The sequence below is a fragment of the Rhodococcus sp. IEGM 1351 genome, from assembly GCF_030056875.1.
In the GTDB taxonomy this organism is placed as follows: domain Bacteria; phylum Actinomycetota; class Actinomycetes; order Mycobacteriales; family Mycobacteriaceae; genus Rhodococcus_F; species Rhodococcus_F opacus.
On the sequence record NZ_JASHKU010000012.1, the window covers coordinates 78,722 to 98,063 of the forward strand.

Annotated in this window: 22 protein-coding genes; 11 read left to right on the forward strand and 11 right to left on the reverse strand. The window is 67.6% G+C overall.

All coding sequences use genetic code 11. The features are described 5' to 3' along the window. Positions 1–100: 100 nt before the first annotated feature. From QM806_RS21535 to QM806_RS21570, 9 genes are read left to right on the forward strand one after another with little or no spacing between them, the layout of a single operon-like run. Positions 101–1,156 carry an NADH-quinone oxidoreductase subunit B family protein gene (locus QM806_RS21535; protein WP_005258614.1) on the forward strand — a complete coding sequence of 352 codons (1,056 nt, stop codon included), beginning with the start codon at positions 101–103 and terminating at the stop codon, positions 1,154–1,156. 57 nt (positions 1,157–1,213) lie between these two features. Continuing rightward, a complete protein-coding gene (locus tag QM806_RS21540) occupies positions 1,214–3,007 on the forward strand; it encodes a nickel-dependent hydrogenase large subunit (RefSeq protein WP_005258616.1) in 1,794 nt (597 codons plus the stop codon). Between the two features lie 10 nt (positions 3,008–3,017). Continuing rightward, positions 3,018–3,974 carry a NifU-related iron-sulfur-binding protein gene (locus tag QM806_RS21545; RefSeq protein ID WP_166680664.1) on the forward strand — a complete coding sequence of 319 codons (957 nt, stop codon included), beginning with the start codon at positions 3,018–3,020 and terminating at the stop codon, positions 3,972–3,974. Beyond that, on the forward strand, positions 3,974–4,618 hold the full coding sequence (locus tag QM806_RS21550) for a DUF5947 family protein (protein WP_005258619.1): 645 nt from the start codon (positions 3,974–3,976) through the stop codon (positions 4,616–4,618). Before QM806_RS21545 ends, QM806_RS21550 begins: the two co-directional genes overlap by 1 nt. After that, a complete protein-coding gene (locus QM806_RS21555; protein ID WP_005258626.1) occupies positions 4,615–5,262 on the forward strand; it encodes a DUF6084 family protein in 648 nt (215 codons plus the stop codon). The genes QM806_RS21550 and QM806_RS21555 overlap by 4 nt, the downstream gene beginning before the upstream one ends. Continuing rightward, positions 5,259–6,731, forward strand: a complete 1,473-nt coding sequence (locus QM806_RS21560) for a hypothetical protein (RefSeq protein ID WP_133986060.1) — start codon at positions 5,259–5,261, stop codon at positions 6,729–6,731. The genes QM806_RS21555 and QM806_RS21560 overlap by 4 nt, the downstream gene beginning before the upstream one ends. Further along, entirely contained in the window at positions 6,728–6,847 is a 120-nt protein-coding gene (locus QM806_RS41730; protein WP_009477683.1) for a DUF6893 family small protein, read from the forward strand. The genes QM806_RS21560 and QM806_RS41730 overlap by 4 nt, the downstream gene beginning before the upstream one ends. A 7-nt stretch (positions 6,848–6,854) precedes the next feature. Next, entirely contained in the window at positions 6,855–7,367 is a 513-nt protein-coding gene (locus tag QM806_RS21565) for a hydrogenase maturation protease (protein WP_005569809.1), read from the forward strand. Between the two features lie 3 nt (positions 7,368–7,370). Continuing rightward, a complete protein-coding gene (locus tag QM806_RS21570; RefSeq protein WP_005569807.1) occupies positions 7,371–7,625 on the forward strand; it encodes a HypC/HybG/HupF family hydrogenase formation chaperone in 255 nt (84 codons plus the stop codon). Positions 7,626–7,634: 9 nt separating this feature from the next. Here the strand turns inward: QM806_RS21570 and QM806_RS21575 are convergent, their stop codons facing one another. From QM806_RS21575 to QM806_RS21605, 7 genes are all read right to left on the reverse strand, one after another. Beyond that, the gene (locus tag QM806_RS21575; protein ID WP_054246000.1) at positions 7,635–8,426 is read right to left on the reverse strand and encodes a hypothetical protein; all 792 of its coding nucleotides are present in this window, start codon (positions 8,424–8,426) and stop codon (positions 7,635–7,637) included. A gap of 26 nt (positions 8,427–8,452) precedes the next feature. Continuing rightward, positions 8,453–9,091 carry a hypothetical protein gene (locus QM806_RS21580; protein ID WP_005569803.1) on the reverse strand — a complete coding sequence of 213 codons (639 nt, stop codon included), beginning with the start codon at positions 9,089–9,091 and terminating at the stop codon, positions 8,453–8,455. Then, positions 9,091–9,828 (reverse strand): SDR family NAD(P)-dependent oxidoreductase, encoded by a 738-nt coding sequence (locus tag QM806_RS21585; protein ID WP_005569801.1) that lies wholly within the window; start codon positions 9,826–9,828, stop codon positions 9,091–9,093. The genes QM806_RS21580 and QM806_RS21585 overlap by 1 nt, the downstream gene beginning before the upstream one ends. Before the next feature lie 10 nt (positions 9,829–9,838). After that, positions 9,839–10,621, reverse strand: a complete 783-nt coding sequence (locus QM806_RS21590; protein ID WP_005569800.1) for an SDR family NAD(P)-dependent oxidoreductase — start codon at positions 10,619–10,621, stop codon at positions 9,839–9,841. 31 nt (positions 10,622–10,652) lie between these two features. After that, the gene (locus tag QM806_RS21595) at positions 10,653–12,005 is read right to left on the reverse strand and encodes an MFS transporter (protein ID WP_005569799.1); all 1,353 of its coding nucleotides are present in this window, start codon (positions 12,003–12,005) and stop codon (positions 10,653–10,655) included. An 83-nt stretch (positions 12,006–12,088) separates the two neighbouring features. Further along, the gene (locus QM806_RS21600) at positions 12,089–12,970 is read right to left on the reverse strand and encodes a polysaccharide deacetylase family protein (protein ID WP_005244664.1); all 882 of its coding nucleotides are present in this window, start codon (positions 12,968–12,970) and stop codon (positions 12,089–12,091) included. A gap of 11 nt (positions 12,971–12,981) precedes the next feature. Continuing rightward, entirely contained in the window at positions 12,982–14,001 is a 1,020-nt protein-coding gene (locus tag QM806_RS21605) for an asparaginase (protein ID WP_054246001.1), read from the reverse strand. Between the two features lie 130 nt (positions 14,002–14,131). On the opposite strand from QM806_RS21605, the gene QM806_RS21610 reads away from it, so the two are divergent. Next, positions 14,132–15,157, forward strand: coding sequence for a LacI family DNA-binding transcriptional regulator (locus QM806_RS21610; RefSeq protein WP_005565459.1), 1,026 nt, complete (start codon positions 14,132–14,134; stop codon positions 15,155–15,157). Positions 15,158–15,171: 14 nt separating this feature from the next. Here the strand turns inward: QM806_RS21610 and QM806_RS21615 are convergent, their stop codons facing one another. Continuing rightward, positions 15,172–16,149, reverse strand: coding sequence for an NAD-dependent epimerase/dehydratase family protein (locus tag QM806_RS21615; RefSeq protein ID WP_054246002.1), 978 nt, complete (start codon positions 16,147–16,149; stop codon positions 15,172–15,174). Between the two features lie 35 nt (positions 16,150–16,184). Here QM806_RS21615 and QM806_RS21620 point away from each other — a divergent pair, with 35 nt between their 5' ends. After that, positions 16,185–16,832 (forward strand): ScbR family autoregulator-binding transcription factor, encoded by a 648-nt coding sequence (locus QM806_RS21620; protein ID WP_005244660.1) that lies wholly within the window; start codon positions 16,185–16,187, stop codon positions 16,830–16,832. Here the strand turns inward: QM806_RS21620 and QM806_RS21625 are convergent. From QM806_RS21625 to QM806_RS21635, 3 genes are all read right to left on the reverse strand, one after another. Then, on the reverse strand, positions 16,829–17,776 hold the full coding sequence (locus tag QM806_RS21625; RefSeq protein ID WP_081315258.1) for a ScbA/BarX family gamma-butyrolactone biosynthesis protein: 948 nt from the start codon (positions 17,774–17,776) through the stop codon (positions 16,829–16,831). The two genes, QM806_RS21620 and QM806_RS21625, sit on opposite strands and share 4 nt — an antisense overlap. Positions 17,777–17,872: 96 nt before the next feature. Further along, positions 17,873–18,445, reverse strand: coding sequence for a hemerythrin domain-containing protein (locus QM806_RS21630; RefSeq protein ID WP_054246004.1), 573 nt, complete (start codon positions 18,443–18,445; stop codon positions 17,873–17,875). 121 nt (positions 18,446–18,566) lie between these two features. Then, positions 18,567–19,331, reverse strand: a complete 765-nt coding sequence (locus QM806_RS21635; RefSeq protein WP_054246005.1) for an HpcH/HpaI aldolase family protein — start codon at positions 19,329–19,331, stop codon at positions 18,567–18,569. Between the last annotated feature and the right edge of the window lie 11 nt (positions 19,332–19,342).

A 19,342-nucleotide genomic window follows, 5' to 3' on the forward strand; every position in this document is an offset into this window, starting at 1 on the left:
CTCGGCGGCGGAGCTAAATAAATATCAGCGCCACACAGGTGGGCCGACGGTCGACTCCGGTGGCGACAGGAGTTGTGTTCACTCCGGAAAGCGACCTGATATGCCGACACAGGAAGCAATCAACGCCGAGGACACCCTGATTCACGTGCTGTGGATCAATGCGGGACTCAGTTGCGACGGCGATTCGGTGGCCTTGACGGCTGCGACGCAGCCCAGTGTCGAGGAGATTGCTCTGGGAGCCCTGCCGGGCCTGCCCAAAGTGGCCGTTCACTGGCCGCTGATCGACTTCGAGAACGGCCCCGAGGGCGGCGCCGACGACTTCCTGGAGTGGTTCTGGAAGGCGGATCGCGGCGAGCTCGAACCTTTCGTCCTGGTGGTGGAGGGTTCCATACCGAACGAGCAACTTCACGACGAGGGTTACTGGTGCGGTTTCGGCAACAATCCCGAGACCGGTCAGCCGGTGACGACGAGCGAATGGCTCGATCGTCTCGCTCCGAAGGCGACGGCGATCGTCGCGGCCGGGACGTGCGCCACGTACGGCGGTATTCACGCGATGGCGGGTAATCCGACCGGTGCGATGGGCGTTCCCGACTATCTCGGCTGGGATTGGAAGTCGAAGGCGGGCATCCCGATCGTCTGCGTTCCCGGCTGCCCGATCCAACCGGACAATCTGTCGGAGACGCTGACGTATCTCCTCTACATGGCCACCGAGCAGGCGCCCATGATCCCGCTCGACGACGCTTTGCGCCCGCAATGGCTGTTCGGTGCCACGGTGCACGAGGGCTGCGACCGCGCCGGCTACTACGAGCAGGGTGATTTCGCCACCGAGTACGGCTCGCCCAAGTGCATCGTGAAGCTGGGGTGCTGGGGCCCCGTCGTCAAGTGCAACGTCCCGAAGCGGGGCTGGATCAACGGTGTCGGTGGGTGCCCGAATGTGGGCGGTATCTGCATCGGGTGCACGATGCCTGGCTTCCCGGACAAGTTCATGCCGTTCATGGACGAACCCCCGGGCGGCAAGATCTCCGCCGCGGCGTCCGGACTGTACGGATCCGCCATTCGGAGTCTCCGCAAGATCACCAAGACCACCTTGGACAAAGAGCCGCACTGGCGCAGTCGCGGTACGAAACTGACCACGGGCGCCACACGCACCTGGTAGTCCCGCTCGGGGTCTCGGGCGGTAGTCCGCCGGCCTCGAACACTGAGAGGTACGTCGATGACAACGATCATTCCGGAACCTTCGCACAAGTCGGAATCCGACGGCCTGGTCGAGATGGCGTGGGATCCGATCACGCGCATCGTGGGCAGCCTGGGCATCTACACGAAGATCGACTTCAAGCAGAAGGAAGTCGTGGAGTGCCACAGCACCTCGTCGATCTTCCGCGGCTATTCGATCTTCATGAAGGGTAAGGACCCGCGCGACGCCCACTTCATCACGAGCCGCATCTGCGGTATCTGTGGTGACAACCACGCGACGTGTTCGTGTTATACCCAGAACATGGCCTACGGCGTGCAGCCGCCGCACATCGGCGAGTGGATCGTCAACCTCGGCGAGGCCGCGGAATACATGTTCGACCACAACATCTTTCAGGAGAACCTCGTCGGTGTGGACTTCTGCGAGAAGATGGTCTCCGAGACCAATCCCGGGGTGCTCGCGCAGGCCGAGAAGACCGAGGCGCCGCACGCCGGTGAGCACGGCTACAAGACCATCGCCGACATCATGCGTTCGCTCAACCCGTTCACCGGTGAGTTCTATCGGGAGGCGTTGCAGGTCAGCCGGTGGACGCGAGAGATGTTCTGCCTGATGGAAGGTCGGCACGTCCATCCGTCCACCCTGTATCCGGGTGGTGTGGGCACGGTCGCGACGATCCAGTTGATGACCGACTACACGACGCGTCTGATGCGCTACGTGGAGTTCATGAAGAAGGTCGTCCCCATGCACGACGACCTGTTCGACTTCTTCTACGAGGCCATGCCCGGCTACGAGAAGGTCGGCCTGCGCCGGACTCTCCTCGGCTGCTGGGGGTCCTTCCAGGATCCCGCGGTGTGCAACTTCTCCTACAAGGACATGGAGAAGTGGGGACGGGCCATGTTCGTGACGCCCGGCATCGTGGTGGACGGCAAACTGATCACGACGTCCCTCGTCGACATCAATCTGGGCATCCGAATCCTGCTGGGCAGTTCGTATTACGACGACTGGACCGACCAGGAGATGTTCGTGAAGAACGATCCGCTCGGGAATCCGGTCGACCGCAGGCATCCGTGGAACCAGCACACCAACCCGCACCCGCAGAAACGCGACATGGAGGACAAGTACAGCTGGGTGATGTCGCCGCGGTGGTTCGACGGCACCGATCACCTCGCGCTGGACACCGGCGGCGGGCCGCTGGCCCGGCTCTGGAGTACCGCCCTCGCCGGCCTCGTCGACATCGGGTACGTGCAGTCGACCGGTCACAGCGTGAAGATCAACCTGCCGAAGACCGCGCTGAAGGGCCCGGTCGAGTTCGAGTGGAAGATCCCGCAGTACGGCAGCAACACGATCGAGCGTGACCGGGCGCGGACCTACTTCCAGGCGTACGCGGCGGCGTGTGCGCTGCACTTCGCGGAGAAGGCGCTCGCCGAGATCCGGGCCGGGCACACGAAGACGTGGGAGAAGTTCGAGGTCCCCGACGAGGGAATCGGCTGCGGCTTCACGGAGGCGGTGCGCGGAGTCCTGTCGCACCACATGGTGATTCGCGACGGCAAGATCGCGAACTACCACCCGTATCCGCCGACGCCGTGGAACGCCAACCCCCGCGACAGCTTCGGTACGCCGGGGCCGTACGAGGATGCGGTGCAGGGTCAGCCGATCTTCGAGGAGAACGACCGGGAGCATTTCAAGGGCATCGACATCATGCGGACCGTCCGCAGTTTCGATCCCTGCCTGCCCTGCGGTGTGCACATGTATCTCGGTGAGGGAAAGACGCTGGAGAAGCTGCATTCTCCCACCCAGTCCGTGACCGGCGAGTGACGGGGTACGCATGGAGAGTGGCGGATCGGAGACGTGGGGGAGTGACGAAGTAGGAGACGACCCCGATCGGTGGCGGACAGCCGGCGAGAGGATCGACAGCCTGTTGGACGCGAGTTCGACAGGTGGCTCGGTGGCACGTGATCGCGCCGAGCAACTGGTCCGCGAGGTGGTCGAACTCTACGGCGCCGGGTTGCAGCGCGTCCTCGAGATCATCGGTGACCGCGACGACGACCTCGTCGAACGGCTGGCCGCCGACGAACTCGTCGCGAGCCTGCTGCTGGTGAACGGGCTCCATCCGCACGACGTCGAGACGAGGGTCGCCACCGCACTCGACAGTGTGCGCCCCTATCTGGGATCCCACGGCGGTGACGTCGAACTGCTCGGTGTGGTGAACGGTGTGGTGCGGCTTCGGCTGACCGGCAGTTGTCAGAGCTGCCCGTCCTCGGCGGTGACGTTGGAACTCGCCGTCAAGGACGCCGTGCTGGCGGCGGCACCGGAGACCGTGGACATCGAGGTGGTGGGTGCCACCCCCGCGGCCGGCTCCGGGCTGATTGCCGCGGAATCGCTGTTCTCCCATGTTCATCCGAACGGAACGGACGGGTCGAGTGGCACCGGGACGTGGATCTCGGTGCCCGAACTCGAGGACCTCGCGCCCGGGGAGGTGGCCGGGTTCGCCGTCGCAGGGCTCCCGATTCTGGTGTGCCGGATCGGGGAGCAGTTGTTCGCCTACCGCGACCGCTGCGCCGCCTGCACCAACTCGCTGGCCGGGGCCACCCTGCAACGAAAGGCGGGCGGGCAGGTGGGGGACGCGGTGCTGCGCTGTCCGTCGTGCCGGGCGCACTTCGACCCGCGCCGGGCAGGACTCCGTCTGGACAGTGACGCGGACGCCGAAACGCTGTCGCCGCTTCCGGTCCTCGTGCGTGACGGCGTCGTCTCCGTCGCGGTGCCCGCCGCGGAGGTGGCGTGATGAGCCCGTCGGGGAACGGGCTGCGCATCCTGCAGCGCATCGCGTCCGAGCGACCCAAACCGGTGGTCGGCGAACGGTGCGACATGTGCGCCGTGCCGATCGCCGACGCCCATCAGCACGTCGTGAACGTCCAGGACCGGCAACTGATGTGCGTGTGCCGCGGGTGCTACCTGCTGTTCACCGACGAGAGCGCTGAACTGCGTTTCCGGGCCGTCCCGGAACGCTACCTGTCGTTTCCCGACTTCGAACTCGCACCGGGTCGCTGGGACGAACTGGAGATCCCCGTCGGGCTCGCCTTCGTGTTCCGGAACTCGCTGCTGGCCAAGACCGTCGCGTTCTATCCCGGTCCGGCAGGTGCCACCGAATCGGAGCTGCCACTCGACGCCTGGGACGGCGTTCTCGCGGCCAACCCGGCGCTCGGCCGGCTGTCCGCCGACACGGAAGCGTTGCTGCTGCGGGTCCCCGAGCACGGCGGCGGCGACCCCGAGTGCTACCTCGTCCCCATCGACGCCTGCTATCAGCTGGTGGGCGAGTTGCGGCAGGTGTGGCGGGGGTTCGACGGTGGCCAGGATGCTCGCCGGGTCATCGACACGTTCTTCGAGACGGTGCGTGCGCGCAGTCGCGTCGCGAAGGAGCCGACGTGACCGAGTTGTCGTTCCACGTGGAGGACGTGTTTCCGGAACCGTTCGCGGTTGCGCCGAATCTTACTGCGCGAGTGGAGGTGACGGAGTCGAGCGGTGCCGCCGTGCACGCGATGGCCGTCCGGTGCCAGGTCCGCATCGACCCGCAACGCCGCCGCTACACGGACGGCGAGGCGGAGGGCCTCCTCGATCTGTTCGGGCCCCGCGAGCGGTGGACGGCCACGCTCAAACCCTTCCAGTGGATGCAGACCAGCACCGTGGCCCAGGGGTTCACCGGGTCGAGTGTGGTGGAGTTGCCGCTGCCGTGCACGTACGACTTCGAGGTCACGGCCTCGAAGTATCTGCACGCCCTGGACGAGGCCGGGTCGACGGTGCCGCTGGTGTTCCTGTTCAGCGGAACGGTCTTCACCCGCGGGGTCGCCGGTTTCGGGGTGGAACGGATCCCGTGGGATCGCGAGTCGACCTACGACCTGCCGGTGGCGGTGTGGCGCGAACTGGTTCAGGCGCACTACCCGAACACGGGGTGGGTGCGCCTCGACCACGACACCCTCGCCGCGCTGGCGCGCTACAAGGCGGCGCACGGTCTGATCGGACTGGACGTCGCCATTTCGGACCTGCTGCAGGGAGCCGGGGAGGTGATCGCATGATCTCCCCGGCGTCCCTGCAGCGAGTACGTGCCGTGGCCGACGCGGTCCTGTACGAGGGTTATCTGCTGTATCCGTATCGTGCGAGTTCGTCGAAGAACCAGTCGCGGTGGCAGTTCGGCGTCCTCGGACCGTCGGGTGCGGCGGAGTCGGGGGTCGGCGAGGAACCGCGGATGTCCTGTCAGACCCTGATGCGGGCCGGCACCGGAGCGGGGGTGAACGTCACGCTCCGATTCCTGCAACTCCAGGTGCGCAGCATCGAACGCGCGGTCGCTGACTCGGCGGAATTCGTTCCCGTCGACGAACTGACCGTCGCGGGTGTGAGCTGGCTCAGCTGGGACGAGGCGGTGGAGCGCGAATTCGATCTCGGCATCCTGCACCCCGCGGAGTGGCCGGGCGAACGCCGCCTCGGCGTCCACATCGACGGCGGCACGGAGGTGGAGGAACTGCGGGGCGAGGACGGATCCCTCGCCGGCCGCGTGGTGCGCACCCGGTGGCCCGCACACGCGGTCGTGACGGTGGGCAGCGACAGCGTCGACGGGTTGACCCGGGTGCGGGTGTCGGTCGAGAACGTGACCACCGCGCCGGACGTCGCCGGCTGGGACACCGAACCGCGGGACGCGGGAGTCTGGGGCAAGGATTCGGCGATCCGGCAGTCGCTGATCGGCGCCCACCTGATCCTGGCGGCCGAGAACACCGAGTTCGTCTCACTCCTCGAACCCCCCGCGGAGGCGGAGCAACTCGCGGGCACCTGCGCGCACGAACGGTGCTACCCCGTGCTGGCCGGCTTGCCGGGGGAGACGGACCTCGTCCTGGTGTCGCCGATCATCCTGTACGACCACCCCGAGGTGGCCGAGCAGAGCGACGGGGCACTGTTCGACGCCACCGAGATCGACGAGATCCTCACACTCCGGGTCATGACCCTCACCGAGGAGGAGAAGCGGCAGGCCCGCGCCACCGACCCGCTCGCCGCCCAGATCATCGATCGGTGCGACCAGATGTCGCCGGCGACGCTCGCCCAGATGCACGGCATCCTCCGAGATCCGCACGTCCCGGACCCGCACCTCCCGGATCCGAACCTCCCGGATCCGAACCTCCCGGACCCGAACCTCCCCGACATGGGTCTCGTCCCGGAACTGACCGACGACATGCCGTGGTGGGATCCGGACGCCGACACCGCCGTACGTCCCGACGTCGACGGCGTGGTCGTGAACGGCGTCCGGGTGGCGAAGGGCACCGTCGTGCGGATCCACCCGTCGCGGCGCGCCGACGCCCAGGACCTGTTCTTCGCGGGACAGTTGGCTCGCGTGGTGACCGTGCACGCCGACGTCGACGGTGGCACCCACGTCGGCGTCGTGCTGGTGGACGACCCTGCGTCGGAGTTGCACGAGTGGTACGGGCGGTATCTGTACTTCGCCCCGGACGAGGTGGAGCCGGTCTCGGCAGACACCGGAAAGGATGGACAGCCATGAAGATTCTCGGAGAGATGACCACCGCGGCTCTGGCGTTGGTCGTGGTCGCGGGCGTTGCGGTCGCCGTCATCGCGATTCCCGACATCAGACGATATCTGCGTATCCGGAAAATGTGAGTCGCACGTGACGGTGGGCAGGCGGGTTCTGGTTGCCGGTGTGGGCAACATCTTCTTCGGCGACGACGGTTTCGGTCCCGAGGTGCTGCGCGCGGTCGCGAGGAGGTCGCTGCCGCCGGGAGTCCGCGCTGTCGATTTCGGCATTCGCGGAACGCATCTGGCCTACGAGCTGCTGGACGGGTGGGGCGCTCTCCTGCTGGTGGACGCGGTGCCCGGCCGCGGTGAGCCCGGGGCGTTGAGGGCATTCGAGGTGGGTTCGGATACCGCCGCGGCGGCGCCGCTGGACGCGCACAGCATGGATCCGGGGGCGGTGTTCGCGAGTCTGCGCGCGCTCGGCGGAACCCTGCCGCGAACCGTGGTCCTCGGCTGCCAGGTGGAGAACACCGCCGAGGGAATCGGGCTCTCACCGCGGGTCCAGGCCGCCGTCGACCCGGCCGTCGACACGGTGTTCGAGATCGTGGATCAACTGCTGGAGTCCGAGTCCGCGGCAACGCTGCAACCGGACACGACGGAGGGCTGAATCATGTGTCTCGGTATTCCCGGTCAGGTGGTGCGCATGCTGGAGGGCTACGGCAACCAGCTCGCGCTCGTCGACGTCGTCGGCGAACAGCGCAAGGTGAACGTCGGCATGCTGCCCGAGGACGTCAGCCTGGAACCGGGCGACTGGATCGTCATCCACATGGGGTTCGCCATGGAGAAGGTGGACGAGGCGGGCGCCGAGAAGGCGATGGCCGGGCTGGAGATGATGGGGCGGTCGCGGACGGCCGACGAAGACTGACGGCGCAGATCACCGTATACCCGCCTCACGGACATCCGGTGGTCCGGCGACGAAGTCGCGCGCCCGGTTCCAGCGGGCGTGGTAGCGCTCGCCGAATCGCGACTGGGCGCGCGCCATCCGGCGCGGTTTGTTCGGGTAGCGGCGCATCGCCCACCACGAGTCGGGCTTGGCCAGGCGGATGGCGCCGATGATCGCCACCGGCTGGAACACGATCCCCACGATCCCCGTGACGAACTTGCCCTTGAGCAGGCAGATCACCGAGATGGCGAGGGAGATGGCCAGATAGCCGATCGACGACCACCACTCCGGGGTGCCGATCCGGCCGGTCACGAGTTCGGCGCCCCCGATCATCAGACCGGTGATCATGAGCGCGCAGAAGATCGCGTCCACCGACTTCCGGCCGGACGTGCTCCAGTACACGTCGTCGAGGTGCACCCACAGCGCGAACTCGTCGAACGTGAGCGCGAGGCCGACGCCGAAGAGGGCGGCGAAGACGTTGAGCGCGGTGCCCTCCGGGGTGGTGGCGATCAATGCCAGCCCGGCCAGCGTCATGAACAGGATCCCGAAAACCTGGTGATGCAGGTGCACACCGCCGACGGTGATGTCGTTGATCAGACCGCCCCCCGACTCCGCGCCGTCGTCCGTGGGCGCCGCTCCCGATCGCGCCCGGATACGGCGGGTGATGGTCCGGGTGACGACGAACGTGACCAGGACCGCGATGAACAGCCACATCACGGGATACAGGACCACTACCCGGCTGTCGCCTTCGGTGTCCACGACGATCTCGGCGAGAAGGGCCATCTCGACACTCCGTCAGGTGGGGGACATCATCCTCTCTCCGGGTATACACCCCGCTCGCGGACGGCGGACGAAGACTGGACGTTCCGCTCGACGGAGAATCCGAGCCCGTGCCCGTCCCAGGTCTGGAGGGTGACCACCGAGTCGGCCAGCGCGATGCGGGCATCCAGGCCGCGTCCGTCTCCGTGGCCGTGGGCCAGCATGCCGGACAGCACGATCGCGCCGCGGGTGGCGGAGTCGAATTCGAGGACCGCGGTGGATGTTCCCGTGCCGTCGTGCACCTCGGCGACTCGCACGTGGAAGCAGTGGGGCGCGGCGAGATGTTGCTCGACCTGCTGCCGGGCCAGGGCACGCGTGTCGGCGGTTACCGACAGGGGTGTCCGCCGGTCGGGGAGCGGCTCCGGCTCGTCGAACGACTCGGGCAGACGCACGCCTTCCCACGCGGGCTCGGGTTGCCCGCACGCCAGCAGGCCCGACCACAGTTCGGTCATCGTCGCCGCGACGATCGTCCGCCCGGTGGGCGAGGCCACGGTCCAGCCGCTAGGGGTGGAGCGGACCCGCGCCGCGGCCGACCCGACGAGCCTGGCCACCGCCTCCCGCTGAGTGTGTGTGCGGATGACCGGGCTCAGCCAGTCGCCCGCCTTCGCTCCCGGGCATCCGCCACACATCAGGGCATCACGTCCCCGCTATTCGGGCCGAGGGTCTGGCCCACGTACAGGTTCCCGCCGGGGTCGGACGCGAGGAGCACGGCGGTGGGTGCCACCTCCCGGGGTAGTCCGAATCGGCCCAGGGGCAGTTCCGCCCGCTTGGCGACCTTCCAGTCCTCGGTGATGCCGTCGACGAGCGGGGTCTCGATCGGACCCGGCGCGATGGCGTTGACCAGGACGTTGTGCCGCGACACTTCGAGTGCCAGCGATTTGGTGAGCGCGATCGCCCCGGCTTTCGCGGCCGCGTAGTGCGCGAGTCCCACCCCGCCCTTGATCCCGAGTTGCGACGCGATGTTGACGATGCGTCCCTCACCCGCGGCCACCATCGCCGGAACAGCAGCCCGGCACATCAGGAACATCCCGGTCAGGTCGATGTCGATCGTGCGGCGCCACATGTCGAGTGACATGTCGGCGAGCTCGGATTCCTCGAGGATCCCCGCGGAGTTGACGAGCACGTCCACGCGTCCGAGTGCTTCGACGGCGCCTGCGTAGGCCGCGCGCACCGACTCCTCGTTCGCGACGTCGACTCGGACGGCGGCCGCGGCCCCGAGTTCTTTCGCCGTCAGCTGCGCCGCCGCTTCGTCGACGTCGGCGATCACCACGTCTGCGCCCTCGGCGAGATACGCCTCGGCGATCGCGCGGCCGATACCGCTGGCTCCGCCCGCGACCAGCGCCCGTCTACCGTCCAGAACTCCCATGATCGTTCTCCTAGTCCTGCATCTTGGTGGTGAGGCCGCCGTCGACGACGATGGACTGCCCGGTGAGATAGCGTGAGTCGTCGCTGACGAGGAACCGGATGACGGTTGCGATCTCGGCGGCCGTCCCGACACGTCCCCACGGAATCTTCGCCCCGGCCGCCACCAGACCGTCGGGGCCGAGTGAATTGACCGGATCGGACGACTGCGGAGTCTCGATCAGTCCCGGAACGATGGCGTTGGAGCGGATCCCGCGCGGCGCGAGTTCGACGGCGAGGGCGCGGCTGAGTCCGAGCACGCCGGCCTTGGCGGCCGAGTAGTGCGCGTGCTCGCCCCACCCGTAGACGCCGCCCGCGATCGAGGAGATGGAGATCAGCGAGCCCGGCCCGTCGATGCGGGTGGCGGCGGCGCGCAGGGTCCGCATCACACCGGTGAGATCGACCTGCAGCATGTCGGACCAGGCGGCGTCGTCGAGTTCGGCGATCGCGTTCTTGCGTAGGACACCGGCGTTCGCGACGGCGAAGTCGAGCCGCCCCCATTCCGTCAGTGCCCGGTCGGTGAACGCCTCGACCTCGCTGGTGGACCGCACGTCGACGTCGTGGATCACGCCGTCGCCGCCGACGCTCTCGACGCGACGCAGCGTCTCTTTCGGGTCGTGGGGGTCGCCGGGGAAGGTGCCGATGACCACCCGGACACCCACCTCGGCCAACGCGACCGCGGTCTCGCGGCCGATGCCGCTGGCCGCGCCGGTGACGACGGCGACCCGGTCCTTCAGATTGTCGTACGGATTGTGCATGAAAGTTCCTGTCGTAGTGCGTGGTACACCGCTATCCGGCGGTGATCGCGACCTTCTTGGCGAACAGCATCACGAGGCCGGACGCGAAGGTGCCGAGAGCGCCGACCCAGAACGCCGCGGTACCGAATCCCACGTTGGCCGACACCATGGCGGTGAGGAGGAAGCCGCCGATGATCGCGCCCGGTTGGCTCATGGCGCCGATGAACGTGGCACCGGTGGCGCGGCAATCGGTGGTGTAGCACTCGGCCATGAAGAAGTTCATCGCCGAGTACGGACCGAGGAGGAAGAACAGGCCGAACATGTAGGTGGGCAGGACGAATGCCGCGGACGACGGCCCGAGCAGCATGAGTGCGAACAGGATTCCGCCGACCATCCAGCCGCCCACGATCGCGTTGCGGCGTCCGAATCGGTCTCCCGCCCAGCCGTGGAAGAGGTACCCGAAGATGCCGACGACGTTGGCGAACACGACGAGCAGCAGCGTGAAGTTGCCCGAGAAGCCCTTGCCGTCCTCGAGGACCGTCGTGCCCAGCACACTGAACGTCTGGATGCCGAACCAGTTGACCATCCACGCGAGCGACAGGACGATCGTGTTGCGACGGTTGGCGCCGTGGAAGATCCGGGCGAGCGAGCTCGATTCGGAGTGCTCGATACCGTACTCCTCGGCCAGGACCCGGGCCTCGTCGGGCTTCCCGGCCTTGCGCAGCCGGCGAATCCGATCCTGGAGATCGAACTGCGGCGACTCCTTCAGCCGTGCGCAGACGAACGCGATGATCAGGGCGGGGAGGGTGGCGACGAGAAAGACGATGCGCCAGTCGTCGGGTCCCACGATCGAACCCATCAGGGCGACGAATCCGGCGGCAAGGAGTGCGCCGAGGGGCCATCCGGTCTGGACGAACGAATAGATGAACCCGCGGTGCTTGCGCACGGCGTCACTCTCGGAGACCGCGTAGATCTCGTTGAGATACGTGGCGTTCACGGCCTGTTCGGACAGTCCCATGCCGCCGATGGACTTCGCGGCGACGAGGCTGAACGCACCGCCCGAGGCGGCTGTCGCGGCGGAGGACAGTGCCGTGCCGCCGACGGTGATCATCATGCCCTTGCGTCGCCCGAGCCGGTCGACGAGCGGGCCGACGCCGAGCACGACGATCGCCGTCCCGATGCTCACGAACGTGGAGATGAGCAGCGCATGCGAGGAACTCCAGCCGAAGTCCTCCTTGACCCGGGGGAGCAGGGTTCCGAACAGGATGAAGTCGTACACCGCGACCGTCCAGGCGAGGAAGGCGATGATCGTGGACTTACGGGTTTCGCGGATGCTGAAGCGGGGGAGTTGCTTGGTGGGACCGCCGGTTTGCGATACTGGGATTCCCTCGGCTGTCTGGCTCATGGGTGTCCTTCCGGGACTGATGATGTCGGATGCTGGGGGCGGCGGTGGGAGTGCGGGCCTGCACCCCACCGCCTTTCGGTGGATCAGCTCTGACGCGGGAAGCGTTCCTTGAAGTCGTTCACCATGTGGTCGAACGTCACCCACTCGACGCCGTCGTGTTGGTTGATGTACTCGATGAGGCGTTCGAGCATCAGCAGCGACTGCGGCCGGCCCGACACGTCGGGGTGAATCGTTACGGGGAAGATCGCGTAGTCCATCTCGCGGTAGACCCAGTCGAACTGGTCCCGCCACATCTCCTCGAGGTGCCGCGGGCTGACGAAGCCGTGGCTGTTGGGGCTGGACTTGATGAACATCTGCGGCGGGAGATCGTCGAGCAGCCAGTTGGCTGGGATCTCCACCAGATCGGTCTCCTGGCCGCGCACGAGCGGCTTCATCCACGTCTCGGCCGGCTGGCTGTAGTCGATCTTCGACCAGGAATCGCCGACGCGCACGTAGTACGGCGTGAAGTCGTTGTGCATGAGGGAGTGGTCGTACTTGACGCCACGCTCGATGAGCAGTTCGTTGGTGACCTTGGAGAATTCCCACCACGGCGCCGTGTATCCGGTGGGCTTGCTGCCGGTGAACGATTCGATCAGTTCGATACTGCGATCGAGGATGTCGGTTTCCTGCTGGCGCGTCATCGCGATCGGGTTCTCGTGGCTGTATCCGTGGATGCCGATCTCGTGCCCGGCCGCGACGACCTGCTCGATTTCGCGGGGGAACGTTTCGATGGAGTGGCCGGGCACGAACCAGGAGGTGGTGATGTCGTACTTGTCGAACATCTTCACCAGGCGAGGCACGCCCACCTCACCGGCGAACATGCCGCGGGAGATGTCGCCGGGGGAGTCTTCTCCGCCGTACGAGCCGAGCCATCCTGCGACGGCGTCGACGTCGACTCCGAAGTTGACGTAGATCTTCTTGGACATGCGTACCTCTCCTACTTGTCGGTCTGGTTCGCCGTGGCGTGCGGCACCACGGTGGGGTGGGTATGGGTGCGGACGAGGTCGGCGACGTCCGAGGGGGAGGACACGGCGACTGCCGCGGCGAGCAGAACCCGGGCCTGCGCCGGCCGCAGGAGACCGGCAGTGAGCGCGCCGACCTCGGCGAGGTCGGCGCCGCCACCGTTTCCGTAGCGGGGAACGATGTCTCCGTCAGCGACGCGCGTGGCCACGACCACCGGGATTCCGGCCGCGACGCAGTCGCGGGCTCCGTCCACGAACGTCTTGTTCGCGTTGCCGATCCCCGTCGCCTCCAGCACGATTCCCCGGGAACCCGCGTCGACGGCGGCGTCGAGCAGGGCCCGGTCGGCGCCTGGGTGCACGGCCACGATGTCGACCCGGGGGAGCGCGTCCGGTATCGGAAGAGGCTGGGGACGAACCGGTCTGGCGAAGAGCGTCAGGACTCCGTCGACGATCCGGCCGAGGGGTCCGGTCGCGCCGTTGTCGAACGCGTCCAGTGCGGTGGTGTGTCTCTTGCGCGTCCCCGCGGCCGTGAACAGCCGGCCGGCGAACGCGATCGTCGTGCCGAGGTCGTGGGCGCGGTGGTCGGCGGCAACGGTGATCGCGTCCCGCAGGTTGCGCGGCCCGTCGGAGTCCGGCTCGCCCGCCGTGATCTGCGCACCGGTGAACACGACCGGACGCGGATCGCCGTGGAGGAGATCGTGCAGGTACGCGGTCTCCTCCATCGTGTCCGTTCCGTGCGTGACCACCACGCCGGACACGGACGGGTCGCGGAGTGCGGCCACGATTTCGCGCACGATGACGAGTTGATCGGCCGGTGTCAGCAGGTAGCTACCCGTGGTGAGTATGTCGCGGCCCTCGATCTCGACGTCCGCCGGAGCGGACGTGCCCGCGGCGTCCAGTAACGCCGACACGTGATCGGAGGCCACGGCCTTTCCGGCCGGGTCGTTCCGGGACGCGATGGTCCCGCCCGTGCCCAGCACGACAACCTTGCTCATGACTTCCCTTCGGGTTGCGCAAACGTTTGGCTCAAACGTTTGGGTTCATTAGAATCGTGACGGCGGCCACGTGTCAAGAGGGCCCGGGATACGTTTCACAGCGTTTACACGACGTGGAAGGATCGACATCGTGGGGAATCCGAAGAAGCCGCGCGCCACGCTGCGCCTGATCGCCGACGAGCTGGGCGTCCATGTCTCGACGGTGTCGCGTGTGCTGAACGGAACCACCGAACCCGGAGTACGCGCCGCGTCGGCCGCCACCACCGAACGCATCCGCGCGCTAGCGGACAGTCTCGGCTACCGGCCGAACCCGCACGCCGCGAGTTTGCGCACCAACCGCAGCAACCTCATCGGCGTCCTCGTCCCCAGGCTGTCCGACTACGTGCTCGCCACCGTGTACGAGGGGATCGAGGAAGCGGCCGAGGAGGCCGGCCTGTCCACGTTCGTCACGAACTCCCTCGACGATCCGGACAATCAGTCCGCACGCACCGACATGCTCCTCGCCCGGCGAGTGGACGGACTCATCTTCGGTGACGCGCACATGGACCACCGCTTCCTCGACAGCGTCGCCGAACGGGGAACACCGTTCGTGCTCGTCTCCCGACGCTCGGGCGAGTACCCGTCGGTGACCTGCGACGATCGAACAGGTGGCGCCCTCGCCGCCCGACACCTCCTCGACCGCGGCCACGAGCGGGTGGGCGTCATCGCCGGTCTACCGTTCGCCAGCACCACCGTCGACCGATCCGGCGGATTCGCCGAAACCTTCGCGTCGGCAGGATGTCCCGTGCCCGAGGCGAACATCGTCTACACCGGATTCGACGCGGCAGGCGGACGTCTCGGCGCAGTGGAACTGCTCGCCCGCGAGCCCGGCCTGACGGCGATCTTCGCAACCAACGACTTCGCGGCGATCGGTGCGTACGGCGCCCTGCGCGACGCGGGACGCGAAGTGGGCCGGGACGTCGCGGTGATCGGCTACAACGACATTCCGCTGTCCGCCGAGATCACCGTCGCCCTGACGACGATCCGGTCACCGATGCACGCAATGGGCCGGCGCAGCGTCCAGAAACTCGTCGAACTGCTGGGCGGCGCCGAGGTGACGTCCGAGCGGCTGGCTCCGGAACTCGTCGAGCGGGCATCGACGGACTTCCGCCTGTAAGCGAACGGACCCCGTCACACCGGGAGGTGGTCCAGGGGGCCGTGGCCGACGGTCGAACCCGTGGCGGTCCAGAGGCGGGCGGGGTCGTACCAGTGGTCGCGGCCGATCAGATCGAGGTGTCGGTCGGTGAGGCCGTGCCGGGCGCCGGCGGTCGTCGCTTCGTCGAAGGTGAGACTCGTGGCCGGCAGCCGGAGACGGCCCGCGTTCGCGAGTGCCTCCCCGAGTTCGCGGACGGTCACCGGGTCGGGGTGGCAGGCGTGGAACACGTCGCCGGGGCGTGCAGGAGGCTGCGTTGCGAGGGCGGCGAGGAGCCGGGCGAGGTCGTGCACTGCGATGATCGAGATCCGGGATCGACCCTCGTCGACCCAGGCCTCCAATGCCTCGAGGATCCGGATGAGGCCGGGAACGAACCAGCGGTCGCCGGGGCCGTGGACGAAGGTGGGACGGACGACGCAACCACCCCGCTCGAGGACACGGTGTTCGGCGGCCAGCCTGCTCGCGCTCAGCGTCGAGACGGGTGCGGGCGTGGCGTCGAACTCACCGATTCCGCTGTGCGGACCGGACCCGTACACGCCGATGGTGCTGACGTAGATCACCCGGCCGATGCCGTTCCGGGCCGCGGCGGCAAGCAGATTTTCGGTGCCCTCGACGTTGACGGCGGCGCAGTGCGCCGGGTCGGTGCCGGTGTAGGAGGCGGCATGGATCACGACATCGACGCCGGTGAGTGCCGTTTCGAGGCTCGCCGGGTCGGTCAGGTCCGCCCGGGCGGACAGCACGCCCGGAAGGTCCGAGCGTGAAGGTGCGCGTGCGACCGCGGTGCAGGGGATCCCGGCCGACGCCAGTGCCGTCACGGTGGCCGATCCGATGAAGCCCGTGGCTCCCACCACCGCGACACGGACCGGCGTGGAACGTGTTCGACCGCGGTCGGTCGCGGTCGACGCTGGTACCGTCTCTCCGGGCAATGGGCGCGTAGTCCGTGCTTTCATCGTCATCGTTCTTCTCTCGTGCGGCAGGGAAAGGTGTGAACGTGGTTCAGCAGGCGCGTGCTGCGGCGACCCGACAGCAGATCGTCCGCGGGGCGGCGGAGATGTTCGAGAAGTCGGGGTTCGAAGGAGCCAGACTCGGCAACATCGTCGAGAATGCCGGAATCACGAAGGGGGCCTTGTACTTCCATTTCCGCTCCAAAGAGGATCTGGCGCGATTCATCATCGGCGAGCAACACCGGATCTCCATCGCGTCCGTCGAGGCGATCGGCCGCGAGCAGGTTTCGGCGATCGAGCAGATCGTGATGCTCTGTCACGAGATGGCCCGGCAGATCGTGAACGATCCGATCGTGCGGGCCGGTATCCGGATCACCCTCGAACTCAGTGCCGACGACCAGGGGCCCGCCGACCCCTATCTCGACTGGATCAACAGTTGCGAGATGCTCGCCACGCGGGCCGTCGAGCAGGGAGATCTCCTCCCGGACATCGACCCGCCGAGGTTGGCGCGGTTCGTCATCGGCGCCTTCACCGGCGTCCAGACCGTCTCCCAGGTGCTGACGCAGCGCACGGACCTCGAACAACGTGTCGACGACATGTGGGGGTTCCTGCTCCCCGGGATCATGCCCGCGACCCGGCATCAGGACATCGCCCGAATCCGCCGGGCCCGCTGGACACCCGACGACGCCGACTAGCGCGCGCATGCGCTCACCGCGGTAGGGGCCAGCGCCGCGGTCCCTTGCACGACCGCCACTCCGCCCTGCACCAACGATCCGCGGATCGACAGCGCGCCGTCGTCCACCACGTCCAGGCGGATCGTGGCCCGCTCGTCGAGTTCGGCGAAACGGTGGAACGTGGCGCCCAGCGAAACGAGGTGCGCTTCCGGCACGCCGAGCCGGGCGCAGGAGGCCTGCCGGAATGCCTCGAGCAGCAGCATCCCGGGAATGTGATCACACGGATGGTCGAACAGCACGGGGTGCGTGTCGTCGATCCGCAACTCCCACTCGTTCTCGGAACGCCGTGAACCCAGGACCACGTGCGCGTCGTCGACGTGACCGACCAGCCCCGCCGGAACGGGCGCGGGACACCACGACGCCCCGATCGACCGCGGTCCGCGCTCACCCCACCGGGCCCGTGAGTACGCGGCCGGAGGAAACACTGCCGCGTGACCCGTTGCAGTGCCGACGTCCTGTCCGCCGAGCCGGAACCGCAGGTCCACGCGGAATGCGGACAGCGCCCCGCCGCGGTGCACGTGCTCGGACACGGTGACCTCGACGATCACTTCGGCGGCCGCCGCGCCCACCTCGAGCGCGCCGGGCACCGCCTGCACCCGGAGGTGCTGCATGACGAACCGGTTCGGCAGCGGAACGGAGAAGCGGGTGTGCCCCAGGTAGATCGCGGTCTGCCGGAGCGTTTCCGCCAGCAGCATCGTGTCGTAGCTCCCGCCCCGGGCGCGGTAGAACCCGTGCAGGCGGGGCCACTGCGCGGCGACCACGAACCGATCCGGCCCCGGCAGCGACACACAGTCGGTGAGGAAGACCTCGGCCACGGATTGGCGATGGACGTACCTGCGCGGCACGCTCCGCTCGAATGACATCGGGGGAAGCGCATCGGGCATCGGACGGGAAACTCGCGCCACAACCCCATCTCCCCACAGAACCGGTCGGCCCGATGCCGCGGACCGCCGAACTATAGAACACAGACCGCGCGGTCTGTGATGTGGGGGAGTGCGTCGTTACCGGCCCTTCAAGCTTCCGATCCGAAGCGATCCCGCGCTGCTGTCCTCGTCGAGCCCCTCTTCGACCTCCCGGACGTACTCCTGCGGATCCTTGTCCGAGGTGTCCGCATCCCTCGTGGAACGGTGAACGAGGAAGTACTCGGCGAAGCGTCGCCCGAGCGATTCGCGAAGTTCTGCCGGGGCGGTCCGGAAATCTGCCAGCCCCTCGCGTTCCTCCTCGGCCATGTGCTCATCGTTGGCCCGGCGCGTTCGGCCGACAGCCGCCCACCACTCCTCGGAGAGGATCGGATACCCCGCCGCCGCACGGACGCCGTCGCGGATGTCGTTGTGGTCCCCGATCGCGTCGAGGGTTTCCTCCTCCGCGTCCTCCTCCCTGACGCGGAGAAGTTGGGGATAGAAGATTTCCTCTTCGGCCGCGGCATGCAGATCCAGGCGTTTCGCCAACGGGGTCCACACCGCCTCTACGGCAGTGATGTCCACCCGGCGGCGAGCCTTCAGTTCGTCCAGTGCGGCGAACTGTCGTCGGAACCACTCGTGGTCGTCGAAAATCAACTCGATGATGTCAGGCATGATTCGATCCTTTGTTGCATCTCTTCCTTGGGCAAGGAATTCAGAATCAGGCGGCTTCGCCGCCCGTGCACCTTTTTGGTAGCGCGAACAACCAAAAAGGCGCACGGGCGCGGAGCGCCTGTCATTCCCCGGTCGCGGCTTTGAGATGCGCGGCAGAGGCGGCTTTGAGATGGGTGAGGTCGGACGCGACGGTCGCGAACGTGTATCCCTCCGCGAGTCGGCGAGCCGCCACCGCACCGTCGGGGGTGTGGATGCCCGCCGCGATGCCTGACGCCGCGGCAGCCTCACGGACGCGGACCAGGGCCGCCTCGAACTCGTCGTCCACGCTCGGGTCGTTCGGGTGCGCACCACCCACGGCGAGGCGCAGATCGGACGGCCCGACGTAGACCCCGTCGAGTCCGGGGACGGCGCAGATCTCTTCCACGTTCGCCAGTCCTTGCGGTGTCTCGATCATCACGACGACGACCGTGTGGCGGTTGGCGTCCGCCGGGTTCGGGCCGATCCGCAGTTGGGAGCGCATCGGCCCGTACGAGCGAACGCCGGCAGGCGGGTATGTCGCGGCCGCAACGGCCCGGGCCGCTTCCTCGGCGGTGTTCACCAGCGGAACGATCACGCCCGCCGCGCCGGCGTCGAGTGCCCGGCCGATCGGTGTCGGATCGTTCGACTCGACCCGGATCATGCCGACCGTGGAGCCTGAGGCGTCGATGGCGGTGAGCCCCGCGACCATGCCGGAGTATCCGATCAGGCCGTGCTGGAGGTCGAGGGCGATGTAATCCCAGCCGACGTGGGCGAGCCATTCCGTCGACACCGGGCTGTCGATCACGGACCAATAGCCGACGATCCGTTCCCGGCCGCGGAGTCGGGCGGCGAATTCCTGGGCGCTCATCAGGGCGATGC